We start from the raw sequence: 15,799 nt of genomic DNA on the forward strand, positions 1-15,799 counted from the left end.
CATTATTTATTTTCAACTTCTTCTTTTAATCCAAGTAAATTAAAATCCAGATGACGCTTAAGTAAATCTGCATTTTTAACGTTCACATAAACTTCATCTCCCAACTGGTAAACCTTTTTGGTTTTTCTACCCACCACAGCGTAATTTTCTTCATCAAACTCGTAATGATCATCTTTTAAATCTCTTAGCCTGATCATTCCTTCACATTTATTCTCAATAATTTCAACAAAAATACCCCAATCTGTCACGCCAGAAATTACTCCTACATAATCTTCATCCTGGTGGTCCTGCATGAATTTTACCTGCATATACTTAATGGAATCTCTTTCTGCACTAGTTGCCAAGCCTTCCATATCACTGCTATGGTGACATTTTTCTTCATATTCATCCTGGTTTGCAGTAGGATTGTTATCAAGATAACGCTGTAGTAATCTATGCACCATCACATCTGGATAACGCCTTATGGGTGAAGTAAAGTGTGTATAATAGTCAAAGGCCAATCCATAGTGCCCAATATTTTCTGTCCCATAGTACGCTTTACTCATCGTCCTGATGGTAAGGGTGTCTACCATGTTCTGTTCTTTTGTGCCCTGCACATCCACCAAAAGGGAATTTAAAGAAGAAGCAATGGAATTCTTATCCTTCAGATTAAGTTTATGCCCAAATTTGGAAACTATGGTTTGCAGTGAGGCAAGTTTAGAATCATCTGGTTCATCATGGCACCTGTAAACAAAGGTTTTTTTGGGATCCTGTTTCCCAATAAATTCTGCTACTTTCCTGTTTGCAAGCAGCATGAATTCTTCTATAAGCTTATTTGCATCTTCTGAAGTTTTAAAGAATACTCCAATAGGTTCATTTTGCTCATCAAGCTGAAATTTCACCTCAACTTTATCAAAAGATATAGCGCCTTCCCTCATTCTACGTGAGCGCATCTTTTTAGCCATTGCGTTGAGCTCTAAAATTGCTTCTACAATATGGTCATTGGCTTTATAAGCATCTTCTTTAATAGAAACGCCCGCAGGAATATCCCCGCCACGAGTTTCTACAATATGTTGTGCTTCTTCGTAAGCAAAGCGGGCATCAGAATAGGTTACTGTTCTTCCAAACCATTGATCCACAACCTTTGCATTTTTATCCATTTTAAAAACTGCTGAAAAGGTGTATTTTTCTTCATTAGGCCTTAATGAACAGGCATTGTTGGAAAGAATTTCCGGTAACATAGGCACTACCCTGTCCACAAGATATACTGAAGTTGCCCTTTCATAAGCTTCTTCATCCAGAATGGTACCGGGTTTTAAATAATGGGAAACATCTGCAATATGGATACCCACCTCAAATTGCCCATTATCGAGCTTCTGAAAGCTGAGTGCATCGTCAAAATCCTTAGCATCTTTTGGGTCTATGGTAAAAGTAAGTACATCTCGCATATCCCGACGCTTCTTGATCTCCGACTCCTGGATAGAAGTATCTATTTGATTTGCAAATTCTTCAACTTCTGTTGGAAAATCATGCGGAAGACCGTACTGAGCTAAAATGCCGTGAATTTCTGTCTGGTGTTCTCCAGGTGTGCCGAGCACTTTAGTTATTTTTCCGAACGGAGAATCGGCTTTATCGGGCCAATCTTCCATTTCTACAACAACCTTGTCACCATCTTTTGCATCTTGAATTTTGTTTTTCTGAACAAAGAAATCAGTATACATTTTGGCGTCATCTATCCTTACAAACCCAAAATCTTTTTGAAGATCCAGAATTCCTACGAATTCTGTTCTTTTCCTGTTAATAACCCTGGTTACTTCACCTTCAGATTTCTTTTTTCTTCTGTTGTTATAGATATAAATTTCTACTTCATCTCCATGAAAAGCGGTATTGAGATCATTCTGAGGAATAAAAACGTCATCTGCAAATTCTTCAACCATCACATAACCATATCCCTTTGTGGTCATATCAAGTTTCCCCTGATAATAATTTTTACGTCCCTCAATTTTGAACTTACCACGCTCAACCTGCTCAATTTCTTTTTTTGCAGCCAATTGAGCAAGCTTTTTGGTTATTTGATTCCTGCTTCCAGGATCATCTACTCCCAGGATAGAAGCGATCTGCTTGTAGTTATATGTTTTACCTCCGTTTTTACGTAAGATATTTATAATTTTCCTGGATAAGTCACCAAGATCTTTAGTGGAGTTGTTTCTCTTCTTTTTCTTCATAAAATAATTAAACGATAAAATTACAGCTTAAAAGTAACATTAAAGATTTTTGAAGGCAAAGTTTTATGAAAGCCCTTAACAGGAAATACGTAATTGTAATCCTCAGACAGTCAAAAGGTAACTAAGTAAATGAACTACAGAATTATCGGAAAACGTTATAATAATCTTAAATAAATACTAAATTTGTATTTAAATCTCTCCCCAGGTTGTGACATTTTAAAACAAGAATATGGGCCTGAGTAAATCTAATAAAGTTTCACTTCTTTTCTTTTTCATTTTCATTTTAGGAGTGATAGGATTTATTGCATATATCAATATTTCACTAAATAAAAATTCCAGCGCAGATCCTCTTTTCTCTCCTGAAGATCTGCAAAATACGTCTTTAACTATTCAGGATTAAGTAGTATATTTAGAAGGCTATTCTTTCCTGCTATGAAAAATTTTACCTGCCTTGCAACTTTCACTTATCCTTATGAATATCTGGTAATCCAGTCTGTTCTCAAACAGGAAAACATTCGTCATTTATTTCAAAATGAGACGCTTATAGGCATCTTTCCTTATTACTCAAATGCTCTGGGTGGAGTTAGACTTATGGTACATCCTGAAGATGTCGAAGAGGCTAAAAAAATTCTTGATTCCTTCCAGGACAGATCTTCTCATTTGAAAATAGTTTAGTTGTTAACACCTATTATATTATTATTTATTTCTTCTTTTTTAAAAATCTAAAAATGTAGATTATTATGGTGTGTTAATTTGTAGAACAATTTTATTGGTAATCGTTTGGTTTTTCACTTGTGATTTTTTCATAACAGTTTATCAACAGGGATAATAAAATATAAAGTGCTGATAGTCTTAATACTTTAAGATTTACTTAACAATTGTCGATATTCAAATGTTAATAGTTTTTCTTCATTCTTTTCCAATAAACAGATGTTTATAAGACGAATTTGACTGCTGATAAGTTGCGCAAAAAATGACAAGTTATTTTTTCATTTATCCGTTTAATTTTTGCTATTGAAATTATTTCCGGCTCCACCAAATTAGTTTGTTAGATTCTGGTCCCGGGTTATCCACATAGTGTTGTCAATTAGAAGTAGCTGAAATTAAAGGGATTTCAAAAAGTAATTAACAATCGAAAAAGCGGAGGTTAATAAGGCTTTTTTTACCTTTGTTTCTCTAATCAAATAAAGATGAAAATAGCAATAGGAAACGATCACGCAGGTACTACGTATAAAGAAAAAGTAGTACAGTACCTTGAAAATAAAGGTATTGAAGTTATTAACTATGGAACAGATTCTGAAGAAAGCGTTGATTATCCAGATTTTGTACATCCGGTAGCTAAAGATGTTAGTGATAAAAAGGTGGATCTTGGGATTATAATATGTGGTAGTGGTAACGGTGCAAATATGACTGCTAATAAACACCAGGCTATTCGCTCTGCACTTTGCTGGACTTCAGAAATTGCAGAATTAGCCCGTAGCCACAATAATGCAAATATACTTAGTGTCCCTGCCCGCTTTGTCTCTGTACACCAGACTATAGATATGGTTGATACTTTTTTAAATACCAAATTTGAAGGAGGACGGCACCAGGAGCGAATTAACAAAATACCTTCAAAAGAATAAATGGGGCATTCTCATAGCCATAACCATTCTCATGAGGTACAGGGGAAAAACCTGTTGATTTCTATTCTTCTTAATATAGGTATTACAGTTGCTCAAGTAATAGGTGGAGTGGTGAGTGGCAGTCTTGCCCTGCTTTCTGATGCATTGCACAATTTTAGCGATGTTATATCGCTTATAATTAGTTATATAGCAAATAAACTAGTAAAAAAGGAAGCCTCTTTAACCCGTACCTTTGGATTAAAAAGAGCTGAAATAATTGCGGCGTTTGTAAATGCAGCTACGCTAATAGTTGTAGCTGTGTTGTTGATTAATGAAGCGGTACATCGGTTTCAACAGCCGCCAGATATAGATTCCAGTCTTGTTATATGGCTCTCATTACTTGCTATAGCTGGCAACGGTTTTAGCGTTCTTCTTTTAAAAAAAGATAGCAGCAGTAATATGAATATGCGTTCTGCTTATCTTCATCTGCTAACAGATCTTATGGCTTCTGTAGCAGTTTTGATTGGTGGGATTCTAATGAAATATTTTCAGTTATACTGGATAGACAGCGTTCTTACTCTGGCCATAGCAATTTACCTGGTAGTAGTTGGATGGGATTTATTAAAATCTTCGGTAAGGGTACTCATGTTATTTACACCAGATGATCTCGCCCTTGAAGAAATTGTAAAGAAAATCAATGAAATTCCTGAAGTTAAGAATGTGCATCATGTACATGTTTGGCAGTTAAATGAAGAAGAAACGCATCTGGAAGCTCATATAGATTTTAATGAAGATATTTCACTCTCTCAATTCGATATTATATTGGATAAAATTGAGGATTTGGTTTACCACGATTTCAACATTAACCATGTGAATATACAACCGGAATTTGGAAAATGTGATGTTAAAGATCTTGTTGTACAGGATTAAAAATTGAAATGAATGAAGATAGAAATTAAGCGTTTTCAGGAATTAACTACAGAAGAATTATATCAGATTTTACAATTACGTTCTGAAATTTTTGTTGTTGAACAGGATTGCGTATACCAGGATATTGATGGAAAAGATCAGAAAGCACTTCATGTTATAGGGTTTAAAGATAAAAACATAGTCGCCTATACCCGCTGTTTTGATAAAGGATTTTATTTTGAAGAAGCCTCTATAGGACGGGTTTTGGTAAAGCAAAATCATCGAAAAAACAATTATGGTCATCAAATCATGAAGGCTTCAATAGAGGCTATAAGAGAACACTTCAAAACGGCAAATATCAGGCTTTCTGCTCAACAATATTTAGTAGAATTCTATAAAAGCCACGGATTTTCAACGACCGGTGAAGGTTATCTGGAAGATGGAATTCCGCATATAGCTATGGTCAACTCCAAAGATTAATTCAGAATTTCAGCATAACGTTGTTGATTTTTAAATAGATCCTGAGCTTCAATTATTTCCGGATTATGAACAACGTAGTAATCATAAAGTCCTTCCTTGTAGAAATACCTTTTAATAATTTCATCCGTAAGTAAACTGGTAATTTCAGGCTTTTTTTCTTCCAGTTCCTTAATTTTATATTGATCTATTTCAGAAGAAATGCTTTTGTACTCCTGGATGATTTTATCTTCGAAACCCTCTTTTTGAGCTGTTAAAAGCACTTCTTCCAGTTCCTTTTCTGTATCTGTTTGATAATAAAATCCTGAAGTTTTTAAAAATTCCCTGAAATTATCGTAATCACTCTGAGTTAATCTGAAATCCTGCAGGTTTTCCAGGTTATGTTTGTAATAATATTCCGTAGCAAAATCAAAAATGGCACTCTGTGTTAACAACGCCTGAGTAATGCCACTATATTCTGAAGTTTCCAGGCGTATATCAGGTAATATTCCGCCTCCATCAAAAACTGTCCTGCCGTTTCTTGTGGTGAACTGGTTGTAATCTTCAGTCTTTGTTCTAATAGCATTTCCTTCTTCGTCCCTGCTGCGGTAATCCAGCGCCTGGATGCATCTTCCACTAGGGGTATAATACCTGGAAATGGTTACTTTTAACTGTGTACCATAAGCAAGTTCTTTTGGCCGCTGCACAAGCCCCTTTCCAAAACTTCTTGCGCCAATTATTACACCGCGATCCAGATCCTGAATGGCCCCGGCAACAATTTCACTTGCAGAAGCGCTCCTTCCATCCAAAAGAACTACCAATGGAACTTTTGTATCAACCGGTTCGTTTTGGGAAAAATATTCTTTGTTATATTTTTCAATAACAGATTTGGTAGAAACAATTAGCTCGCCTTTATCAACAAAAATATTGCTAACATTAATTGCTTCAGAAAGAAGTCCGCCTGGATTTCCCCTAAGATCAAGAATAATTTTTTGAGCACCTTGATTTTTTAAATCCTTTAATGCCCGAGCAGTTTCCACAGCAGCTTTTGCATTAAACCTGGATAACACAATGTAACCACTATTATCTTCTAATAACTTATAATAGGGAACAGCCTTTAAATTTACAGATCCACGGGTGAGGGTGGTGGTTTTTACTTCTCCCTGTCGCCGGTAAGTAAAATCAATAGTAGAATTTTCGGCTCCATTTAGCAGTTCTCCCGCATCTTCTTCAAAATCTGATACATCGATATTACCTATTTTTATTATTTCATCTCCTGCTTTTAATCCGGCTTTATCTGCAGGATAACCTTTATAAGGCTCAACAATGGTAATGGCATCTTTTCCCATTTTTATTGTTGCCCCTATCCCCGTATATTCGCCCGAATTATTGATTCTTGCCGCTTCAACATCCTGCTCATTCCAGTAGTTGGTATAAGGATCCAGATCCTGGAGCATGGCCTTTATAGCCGTATCCATCAATTGTGGAGGATTGGTTTCATCAACATAATTCATGTTGATTTCCTTAAAGAGGGTAGTAAAAATTTCTATTTGCTTGGCAATTTCAAAAAAGTCTGTTTTAAAACTTACGCTGCTAAAAAATATTACAGCACCAACTGCGAGAACTCCTGCTCTTTTAACTAATTTTCCCATGTCTCTTTCTCTTTAAATTTCCCCATCAACTTCTCCATAGCTTTAAAAAGTTCTTCATAACCCATTTCTTTAGGAGTCATGTAGAGAATCATAAACGCATAAGAAGTACCGGATGCATTGGTTACAAGATACTTATTTTTTCGATAAGCCTCACGCATTAAACGCTTTATACGGTTGCGCTGTACTGCTGTTTTTACTATTCTTTTAGGAACAGAAACCCCGGTTTGAAACTGCACATGCTGCTTGTTTTCAATCGGTAAATATATTAGCCGCAACGGAAAGCTCTTCACTGATTTTCCCTTCTGAAAAAGGATTTCAATCAGTTTTTTACTCTTAAGTTTTTCTTTTCTTCCGAAGCTTTCATCCATGGGTCAAAAATAAGCATAGAATTAAATCTGTTCCTCCGGAATTTCTTTTTTATCATCAAAAAAAGCCTGAAAGTGATAATTGTTATTCAAAAGATATTCCGAAATCTGTTTAAAAACCTTGAAATATCTTCTGAAGTAACAAATTAAACCTTCAGGCTTGTTGCGGAAGCTTTTATTTTTTATTCACCGGTACCTGGTGACTCTGCCGTATATTCGTTATTGCTCCTGTCTATATCTGCCATTAACTGTGACTCATCCAGAACTATGGACGATATTTGGCTTTTTTCGGCATCGATCTTAAGTTCATAAGTTGGATATGCCCAGGCCCAATCTTCTTTCACAGTTCTGTTTGTTGCTCCAGAAGCAGGCTTTTCCCATCTCATTTGCTGCAAAGGAATATAAAAAAGTTCCTTTTCTCCATCGTTATACGTAACGCTAACTTCAACAGGCATTGGCATGGCTCCATTCCTTTTTAAATTAACAGTGGTAGCATTTCCTTCAGATTCAACAGATTCTATAGCATAATCTATAACGTTTGTAGTTCGTGTCCAGTCTGTTAAATACCAGTCAAGTTCTGCTCCAGATACTTTTTCAGCAATTCTTATAAAATCATTTGGAGTAGGATGTTTAAATTTCCACTCGTCATAGTATTTTTTCAATGTTTTCTGAAGATTTTCTTCGCCAATTATATATCCTAATTGCGCCAGAAAAACAGCACCTTTGGAATATGCTGCAGCACCGTAGGCAAAATTATAATTATAACGATCTGCATGCGTAGATTGAGGCTGTTCCACACCACTTTGGGCCAGCTGAAAATATCCTCTGTAAGAACCTGTATGCGGATTTTCCTCATTCGTGTTTATTACTTCGTTCATAGCTATGTCTGAAATATAGGAGGTAAAACCTTCGTCCATCCATTCGTGCTTAGACTCGTTTGTGGCCAATAAATGCTGAAACCAGGCGTGTGCCATCTCATGAGCCGTAACTCCTACCAGGCTACCAAAACTTCTTTCGCCGGTAATGAGTGTAAGCATGGCATACTCCATACCACCGTCTCCACCTTGTACAACAGAATATTGATCCCATGGATAAGGCCCTATATTTTCATTAAAAAACAGCAGAAGTTCCTCTGTTTTTGGCTGAAGGTTTTTCCAGTTTTCCTTTATTTCAGGATTATCCTTGTAAAGAAAATGAAGCACAGTTCCATCTTGTGCAGTTATTTTATCATGAATATATTCGGGATCTGCAGCCCAGGTAAAATCGTGAACTTGTGGAGCAACAAAGTGCCAGGTTAAGTTATTACCTCTGTTTCTTTTAACTTTAGTTCCTTCTTCTTCATAACCATACCCAATTTCATCTGCATTCTGAAGATATCCCGTGCTTCCAAGAATATATTCTTTATCTATTGTGATTTTCACATCGTAATTACCCCATACGCCGTGGAATTCCCTGCCGATATATGGATCTGCGTGCCATCCTTCAAAATCATATTCTGCTAATTTCGGGTACCACTGGCTCATGGAAAGTGCAACACCTTCGGCACTGTTTCTTCCTGAACGACGTATTTGTAAAGGAACCTGGCCTTCAAATCCCATTTTAAAAGTGGTTTTCTCTCTGGGAAGTATGGGTTCTTCAAGATTTACTTCCAGCACGGTTCCCACCTCTTCAAATTGAAGATAATTGCCATTTTGCGAGAGTGACTTAACTCTCAAATATCCCATTTCATCTGGCTGTAATTTCGAAATTCTACTTTCATATTGCGGATTCTCCCTTGTACCCAAATTATTAGTCATTCTAGCATCTGGATCTGGAATATTCTGAAGCCTGATATCCATTTCACTTCCTGGCTGAAAAGCATTAAAATAAAGATGATAAAAAACTTTATTAAGAGTATCTGGGGAATTGTTTGTGTACTCCAGCTCCTGTGTACCGGTGTATTTATAATTTTCTACATCCATTTCCACCTCCATAGTATAATCTACATGTTGCTGCCAGTAATTAATACTATTTTGAGCGTTTAGAATGGCTATATTGAATAAAAATATGCTTAAAAGAATCTTTTTCATCTATCTGAATTTATTAAAAAATGATATTTTTAGGGGTTAAAAATTTACTTCTTAAAGGTTCGTTTCACCTCTTGATACCTTATCTGCAAGGATAAATGCATTATACATATTCACCATTTTACCAGATTTTGATAATTCGTTAAAGTTTTTGGTGCTTTGTCCCTGCTCTCCAATCAATACCATAGTTGCGGTAGATAGTCCGCTTTGCATAATAATTTCCTTTACCTGGGCTGCTTTTAATTTTGGATAATAAGAGCGTATCATAGCAGCAACACCGCTAACTGCCGGAGCGGCCATAGAAGTTCCCTGCAAGAATTCATATTCATTATTGGGAGTAGTAGACCAGATTTTACTTCCCGGAGCAAAAACATCTACATTTGTTCTTCCATAATTTGAAAAACCGGAAACCAGTTCTGAGCCATATTCGAAATTTAGCGCTCCTACTGTAAGGAAGCTATTACTTATTTCTTCCGGTACTTCAGGAGATTGATCGTTTGGATAAACCATTGTCTGGTCCAGATCAATACTTTCATTACCGGCAGCATTAACAATCAGCACGTCATTTTCCGCAGCATATCTTAGCTCGTCCATTACCCATTCCGGATTTGTAGAAAAGTATTTACCAAAGCTTGTGTTAATAATTTTAGCTCCATTATCTACGGCATAACGTATGGCCAGTGCGATATCTTTATCATATTCATCTCCATCCGGGACTGCACGAATAGCCATGATTTCTACGTTATTGGCTACCCCATCTATACCAATGTTGTTATTGCGTTGTGCAGCAATAATTCCGGCTACATGTGTACCGTGTTTTACATTCTCCTTATCTGGAGTAGGACCATCTACATCATTATTTCCGTAATCTGTATCGGTAATATCATAGCTATTATCACCTACTACTGCCCTACCGTCTAAATCAAGGTTAAGATGCGAATCCAACCTGGTATCGTAATAATCAATAGCCTCATCAAGTTCTTCTAAAGCTTCAGGAATATTTTCATTTACATTATTCTGAATTTGAGCCAGCATTCCTTTATACTGCGCCATTTGCTGATCTTCAGGCTGAAATGCTGAAAGTTCTGCTTTGCTATAATCTTCTTTCCCAAGTTTTTTAGAAACGGCCTGATGAGCTGCAGTAAGCTGCTCCCTTATCTGGATGTACTGTTGCTTATTTTGATTGACTTCGGTCAGCTCTTTATTATATTCTTCTTTAGAACGTTGGTACAAAATAAATTCCTGCCGGTCTGCTGTGCTTATAGAGCTTGCCGGTTTTCCTTCATATTTTGGTTTAAGTCGCTTGTAAATACGTACATATTCCATATTCTCTTCTAAGGCATCGCCAAGAAAATTCCAGCCGTGAATATCATCTACATATCCATTTTTATCATCGTCTCTGTTATTTCCGGGAATTTCGTCGGAGTTCGTCCAGATTATATTCTGGAGATCTTCATGTTCGATATCCACGCCGCTATCTATCACACCCACGATAACCGTCTTGCCTTTGTGATTCTGTATAATTTCGTCATAAGCACGGTTAACGCTCATACCAGGAATTGTGTCATATCTTAAGTCTGCAGCGCTCCAGTTTTTGAGTTGTGCTTCAGACAAATCTGTCACTTTTAATGGGATGGAATCTATTCTTTCAATAGGTGTAGAAACTAGACGTGGAGCTGTACTTCCACAAGCGGAAAGCATAGCTGCAGCTGTTACCGCCAGGAAAGATTTATAAACAGGTATTCTCATAAATTACTTTTAATTAAAAACTTCTTCAAATTTTAGGGATTGGTCCATTCTCACTCCCTTTTCTGTATGCTTAAGGGTAATAATTTCATTATTTGCATCGTGTTCCATAAACAAGAAATAGTCCTCATCTGCTGCTTTGTTCAGGAAAATTTTCTTTTCCGGAAGGGTAAGCAACGGTCTGGTATCAAAACCCATCACATAAGGCAAAGGAATATGGCCAGCTGTTGGTAAAAGATCTGCCATAAAAACCAAAGTTTTGCCTCTATAATGAATATGAGGGATCATTTGTTTATCGGTATGTCCATCAACAAATAATGCGCCAAACCCCAACTCTTCAGATTCTGCATAGTTTTGCTTATCTCCGTTGCGCTCCATAAAATGTAGTTGTCCGCTTTCTTCCATTGGGAGAATATTCTCTTTTAAAAAAGAGGCTTTCTCCCGTGCGTTAGGCTGTGTGGCCCATAACCAGTGCTTTTCATTGCTCCAGAACTTCGCATTTTTAAAGGCTGGTTCGTAACCGGTCTGATCTTTGTTCCATTGGATAGCACCACCGCAATGATCAAAATGAAGATGTGTCAAAAAGACATCCGTAATATCATCACGGTGAAAGCCGTACTTTTTTAAGGATTTATCGATGGAATGGTCACCCCATGGGTAGTAGTAGCTAAAAAATTTCTCACTTTGCTTACTTCCCATTCCCGTATCTATGAGGATAAGTTTATCACCGTCTTCAATAAGCAAACAGCGTGCGGCAATATCTATCATGTTGTTGGCATCAGCGGGGTTTGTACGAGACCAAAGGCTTTTTGGAACAACTCCAAACATGGCCCCTCCATCGAGTTTAAAATTTCCTGCTTCAATTGGATATAAATTCATGTAATGTAAATTGTTTTGTTTTTAATAAAAATATCTATTGTAAATAGGTTACTATTTCTTCAGGATCTATAGTATCATTATAACGAAATGCTCTTTTTTTACCTTCACTGTCGGTAATTAAAATAGGTAAAATGCTCTTTTCATTTCTATGGTCTTTTACCCATTCCCGGGTAGATATGGATTCTTTAATTTCAATAGTTTTCTCCTCAAAATTTTCAGAAGATATCTTCCTTATCCAGGGCTTTAATTCGGTTTTGTCTGCAAACATAGAAGTGGCGTTAATTCTGTCCAGCATATCGACGTCTGCCCCACCCTTCTTAGGTGAGACAAGTACTATTTTGTTGGGAATATAAAAAGCCTCATCAGCTAACTGAGTAGCTAAAAAATTTATTTCACTGTTTTCGGTGAGTGCAATAAAAGTTCTTTTTTCTATAGCTTTAGCATCTTCAAAAGTTTCTTCCCTAAGAATATTGCCGTACATACTGTTAAACCCTTGATTCTTAGCTTCATTAACCAATTCACGGTTGGCATCTATTATTATCACTTCATCATTTTGCTGTAAATGTTTTGCCATGTAAAGGCTCAGGGGGTTTGCACCCAAAATAATGTAGCCACTCCTGGATTCCTGATGCACCAGTTCTCCCCTGCTGCGTAACCAGTTTGTAGTCCAGGTAAGAAAAACGGGAACCGTAAGGGTGGTAAAAATAGCCATAAAGACTAAAATTGAAAATATTTCTGAAGTTATGATGCCCATTTGCAGTCCAATTCCAGCAATTATTATTTCCACTGCACCCCTGCCATTCATTCCTGTACCAACCGTAATACCTTCACGCCATCCAAATCCGCTGGGAAGGTAAAAGAGAGCGGTTCCAAATATCTTACCTATCATTGCAACCAGTGTGACGGTGACAAGCATCGCAAGATCTGTCTGAAAAACCTCCAGTGTTACATTAAAGCCCGCGGAAACAAAGAAAATGGGCGCAAGAAATCCGATAGAGATATCATGAAAAATATTATTTATCTCTTTTGAAATTTGTCGGTTAAAAACCCCGTCTCTAATAAATAATCCGGCCATAAAAGCACCTAAAATGCTGTGTAAACCTGCAATTTCAGCAAGTTCGCAAAATCCGAAAACTATAATCAGGATAAGTGTAAAATGAAGAGTCCGGCTGTTTACATTCGCTTTCATAAGGTACTTTCCGAGAAGCGGAAGAAGATAAATCCCGGCCAGGGCTGTAAAAGCGAAAAAGAGAATAGCCTTGGAAGCTACCCATATAAGCCCCATAGTATCTATGCTGCCTAAATCTACAAAGCTTACTATACCTGCAAAAATTATCAGGGCGAGGGTATCAGATATTAAAGCGCCGGCCATTAAAACATATGCAATACGGGTATTTAAAAGCTTGAGATCTACGAGAATCCGGCTTTTGGTGGCCAGTGAAGTTACTGCCACGGCAATGGCAACAAAAACTGCAGCCAGTGGATCCCCTCCAAAATAAATTATAGTGTAATAACCTAATGCAAACGGAACTACAAATCCTCCAATAGCCGCCAACAAACCCGGCCAGGAAGCTTTTCCTAAATCCCGAAAGTTAATTTCAATACCGATATAAACCATTAGTAGAATAATACCAACTTCAGCCAAAACACTTATCATTTCTGAAGTTTCCAGGATTCCGAAAAGAGCAGGTCCAAGTAAAATCCCTATAACCAACTCTCCTAAAATAGCAGGATAACCCAGTTTTTTTGCTGTCGATCCTCCTACCCATGCTGCTACAAGTATGATCAGAAGGTTTATAATATTGAGCTCTTCCATGGTGTGTGAATTGGTTTAGGAAAGTAATCTTCTTAAAAATACGAATTCTATAAAAATCTTTTTTGTATAATTAAGCTTATTTTATAAGAGTAAGTTTATAAGTTTACTGTAATAGAACTATAATTGCAGATATTAGCTAATTATAGAACTTTGTAGTAGTTCGAAATTCCGGATTTCTCCGGAGTTATAAAGAAAGTAGAATGTTAGAACTGGCGAGTATAGTAATATTGGGAATCCTGGCACAATGGCTGGCCTGGAAAATTAAGACTCCCGCAATTTTACCTTTAATTTTAATAGGTCTTCTGGTAGGCCCTTTATCCACTTTAATTACCGAAGACGGGTCTAAATGGGTAGAGCCTATCTGGAATGGTTCAGAAGGACTCTTTCCCGGGGAAAGTCTTTTTTATTTTGTTTCCCTTGCCATATCAGTAATTTTATTTGAAGGAGGCCTTACGCTTAGAAGAAGTGAAGTTGGTAATATTGGCCCCGTAATTCTTAAGTTAATAAGTGTGGGTACCCTGGTAACTTTTCTCGGTGCCGGCCTGGCAGCTCACTTTGTCTTTGGACTTACATGGCAAATTTCATTTCTATTTTCTGCACTTATTATTGTTACAGGTCCAACCGTTATTTCACCTATTTTGAGAAATATTCCGTTGCGGGTGCATGTATCTTCTATCTTAAAATGGGAAGGTATTCTTATAGATCCTATTGGTGCACTTATTTCGGTTTTAATGTTCGAATTTATCAGGGTAGAAGGCGGACAGGATTTTACGCAAACCGCATTAATTGAATTTGGAAAAATTCTCCTGTTTGGATTTACCTTTGGTTTTACTTTTGCCCATTTACTCGGATTTTTGATAAGAAAGCAGATTATTCCGCATTACCTGTTGAATGTTTTTATACTGGCCACTGTATTAGGAGTTTTTGTGCTCGCCGATATTTTTGCGCATGAAAGCGGACTTTTAGCTGTAGTTATTATGGGAATGGTAATGGGAAACCAAAAACTTCCGAATATAAAAGAACTCCTCTATTTTAAAGAATCTCTTAGTGTATTGCTAATCTCTATACTTTTTATTCTTCTTGCCGCAAATATCGAAATTTCTGAATTACTACTTGTTTTTAACTGGAATGCGCTTATTCTCTTCGGAATAGTTGCTCTCCTTGTGCGGCCTCTTGGGGTTATACTTAGTTCCCTTGGCTCGGGCTTAAAGGCCAACGAAATTGCTTTTATAAGTTGGGTAGGACCACGTGGAATTGTAGCCGCGGGTATAGCGTCACTTTTTGGATTAAGGCTAACGCGAGAAGGTGTTGAAGGAGCAGAATATATCACTCCGTTGGTATTTTTAATAGTACTATTCTCAGTACTACTAAATGCTGCCACTGCACGTGTTTTTGCAAAAATGGTAGGTGTATTCATAAAGGATTCGCAGGGAATTTTAATTGTTGGTGCTTCTTCTATTTCGAGATTAATAGGTAAATATCTTCAGGATAATAACCGTCACGTAGTATTGCTGGATAACAATGCAGACAATATTAGAAAAGCAAAAGATCTAGGTATAGATGCCATAGAAGGAAGTGTTTATGCAGACGATTTACTTAATAACGTAGAGCTTAATGATGTTGGTTACGTTATGGCCATTACCGGCAACAGCGATATTAATAAAACAGCTATTACCAAGTTTAAAAAACAATTTGGCGAAAATGGCTCTTTTAGGGTCATCACTTCAGATGAGATGAATAATCCCGAAAAGAACCCCGAGGAAGGTCTTTTTTCGCATACTGACGATTATATTAAATTAACAGAAGTATCAAGAAGATATCCAATGATTCATGAGCTGGATCTTAATAGTAAAGAGCACTACGAAGGTCTTATAGAAATTTCTAAAACAGATCCCGATATAATCCCGATTTTTGTGAAGTCTGAAACCGGCAAGTTTGTAATAATACCCTCACATAGTTCTGAAGTTGAAATTAATGAAGGTTATCAGCTCGTGTACCTTGGTAAAAAGATTCAGAAAGAGGAGCACGAGAACGAAGAAAACTACGAGGAAACAGTAGAAGATCTGGATGAGAAAGGCTGATCAGGATTTTAGGAAACATGC

13 protein-coding genes are annotated in these 15,799 nt (G+C 37.0%); 6 read left to right on the top strand and 7 right to left on the bottom strand.

Going from position 1 to position 15,799, the window contains the following annotated elements:
• Window positions 1-2: 2 nt before the first annotated feature.
• Window positions 3-2,204, bottom strand: coding sequence for a ribonuclease R (gene rnr, locus RM545_RS11145; protein ID WP_311495355.1), 2,202 nt, complete (start codon window positions 2,202-2,204; stop codon window positions 3-5).
• Between the two features lie 229 nt (window positions 2,205-2,433).
• On the opposite strand from rnr, the gene RM545_RS11150 reads away from it, so the two are divergent.
• From RM545_RS11150 to RM545_RS11170, 5 genes are all read left to right on the top strand, one after another.
• Entirely contained in the window at window positions 2,434-2,604 is a 171-nt protein-coding gene (locus RM545_RS11150; RefSeq protein WP_311495356.1) for a hypothetical protein, read from the top strand.
• A gap of 32 nt (window positions 2,605-2,636) precedes the next feature.
• Complete coding sequence (locus RM545_RS11155) at window positions 2,637-2,879, top strand: putative signal transducing protein (protein WP_311495357.1); 243 nt, start codon at window positions 2,637-2,639, stop codon at window positions 2,877-2,879.
• A 515-nt stretch (window positions 2,880-3,394) separates the two neighbouring features.
• On the top strand, window positions 3,395-3,829 hold the full coding sequence (gene rpiB / locus RM545_RS11160) for a ribose 5-phosphate isomerase B (RefSeq protein WP_311495358.1): 435 nt from the start codon (window positions 3,395-3,397) through the stop codon (window positions 3,827-3,829).
• Window positions 3,830-4,738 (top strand): cation diffusion facilitator family transporter, encoded by a 909-nt coding sequence (locus RM545_RS11165; RefSeq protein WP_311495359.1) that lies wholly within the window; start codon window positions 3,830-3,832, stop codon window positions 4,736-4,738.
• A 12-nt stretch (window positions 4,739-4,750) separates the two neighbouring features.
• Window positions 4,751-5,197 (top strand): GNAT family N-acetyltransferase, encoded by a 447-nt coding sequence (locus tag RM545_RS11170; RefSeq protein WP_311495360.1) that lies wholly within the window; start codon window positions 4,751-4,753, stop codon window positions 5,195-5,197.
• Here the strand turns inward: RM545_RS11170 and RM545_RS11175 are convergent.
• The 6 genes from RM545_RS11175 to RM545_RS11200 form a co-directional block, all read right to left on the bottom strand.
• Window positions 5,194-6,825 (bottom strand): S41 family peptidase, encoded by a 1,632-nt coding sequence (locus RM545_RS11175; RefSeq protein WP_311495361.1) that lies wholly within the window; start codon window positions 6,823-6,825, stop codon window positions 5,194-5,196. The two genes, RM545_RS11170 and RM545_RS11175, sit on opposite strands and share 4 nt — an antisense overlap.
• The gene (gene rnpA, locus RM545_RS11180; RefSeq protein ID WP_311495362.1) at window positions 6,813-7,193 is read right to left on the bottom strand and encodes a ribonuclease P protein component; all 381 of its coding nucleotides are present in this window, start codon (window positions 7,191-7,193) and stop codon (window positions 6,813-6,815) included. Before rnpA ends, RM545_RS11175 begins: the two co-directional genes overlap by 13 nt.
• A gap of 179 nt (window positions 7,194-7,372) precedes the next feature.
• The gene (locus tag RM545_RS11185; protein ID WP_311495363.1) at window positions 7,373-9,259 is read right to left on the bottom strand and encodes a M1 family metallopeptidase; all 1,887 of its coding nucleotides are present in this window, start codon (window positions 9,257-9,259) and stop codon (window positions 7,373-7,375) included.
• Window positions 9,260-9,310: 51 nt separating this feature from the next.
• On the bottom strand, window positions 9,311-11,005 hold the full coding sequence (locus RM545_RS11190; RefSeq protein ID WP_311495364.1) for a S8 family peptidase: 1,695 nt from the start codon (window positions 11,003-11,005) through the stop codon (window positions 9,311-9,313).
• Between the two features lie 9 nt (window positions 11,006-11,014).
• Window positions 11,015-11,881 carry an MBL fold metallo-hydrolase gene (locus tag RM545_RS11195; protein WP_311495365.1) on the bottom strand — a complete coding sequence of 289 codons (867 nt, stop codon included), beginning with the start codon at window positions 11,879-11,881 and terminating at the stop codon, window positions 11,015-11,017.
• 34 nt (window positions 11,882-11,915) lie between these two features.
• A complete protein-coding gene (locus RM545_RS11200; RefSeq protein ID WP_311495366.1) occupies window positions 11,916-13,697 on the bottom strand; it encodes a cation:proton antiporter in 1,782 nt (593 codons plus the stop codon).
• A 200-nt stretch (window positions 13,698-13,897) separates the two neighbouring features.
• Here RM545_RS11200 and RM545_RS11205 point away from each other — a divergent pair, with 200 nt between their 5' ends.
• The gene (locus RM545_RS11205; RefSeq protein ID WP_311495367.1) at window positions 13,898-15,778 is read left to right on the top strand and encodes a cation:proton antiporter; all 1,881 of its coding nucleotides are present in this window, start codon (window positions 13,898-13,900) and stop codon (window positions 15,776-15,778) included.
• Window positions 15,779-15,799 lie beyond the last annotated feature (21 nt).

Source organism: Autumnicola lenta (assembly GCF_031846515.1).
GTDB classification, from domain to species: domain Bacteria; phylum Bacteroidota; class Bacteroidia; order Flavobacteriales; family Flavobacteriaceae; genus Autumnicola; species Autumnicola lenta.

Coding starts and splice junctions, on each gene's coding strand:
- rnr (WP_311495355.1), bottom strand. CDS start 2,204: ATGAAGAAAAAGAAGAGAAACAACTCCACTAAAGATCTTGGTGACTTA.
- RM545_RS11150 (WP_311495356.1), top strand. CDS start 2,434: ATGGGCCTGAGTAAATCTAATAAAGTTTCACTTCTTTTCTTTTTCATT.
- RM545_RS11155 (WP_311495357.1), top strand. CDS start 2,637: ATGAAAAATTTTACCTGCCTTGCAACTTTCACTTATCCTTATGAATAT.
- rpiB (WP_311495358.1), top strand. CDS start 3,395: ATGAAAATAGCAATAGGAAACGATCACGCAGGTACTACGTATAAAGAA.
- RM545_RS11165 (WP_311495359.1), top strand. CDS start 3,830: ATGGGGCATTCTCATAGCCATAACCATTCTCATGAGGTACAGGGGAAA.
- RM545_RS11170 (WP_311495360.1), top strand. CDS start 4,751: ATGAAGATAGAAATTAAGCGTTTTCAGGAATTAACTACAGAAGAATTA.
- RM545_RS11175 (WP_311495361.1), bottom strand. CDS start 6,825: ATGGGAAAATTAGTTAAAAGAGCAGGAGTTCTCGCAGTTGGTGCTGTA.
- rnpA (WP_311495362.1), bottom strand. CDS start 7,193: ATGGATGAAAGCTTCGGAAGAAAAGAAAAACTTAAGAGTAAAAAACTG.
- RM545_RS11185 (WP_311495363.1), bottom strand. CDS start 9,259: ATGAAAAAGATTCTTTTAAGCATATTTTTATTCAATATAGCCATTCTA.
- RM545_RS11190 (WP_311495364.1), bottom strand. CDS start 11,005: ATGAGAATACCTGTTTATAAATCTTTCCTGGCGGTAACAGCTGCAGCT.
- RM545_RS11195 (WP_311495365.1), bottom strand. CDS start 11,881: ATGAATTTATATCCAATTGAAGCAGGAAATTTTAAACTCGATGGAGGG.
- RM545_RS11200 (WP_311495366.1), bottom strand. CDS start 13,697: ATGGAAGAGCTCAATATTATAAACCTTCTGATCATACTTGTAGCAGCA.
- RM545_RS11205 (WP_311495367.1), top strand. CDS start 13,898: ATGTTAGAACTGGCGAGTATAGTAATATTGGGAATCCTGGCACAATGG.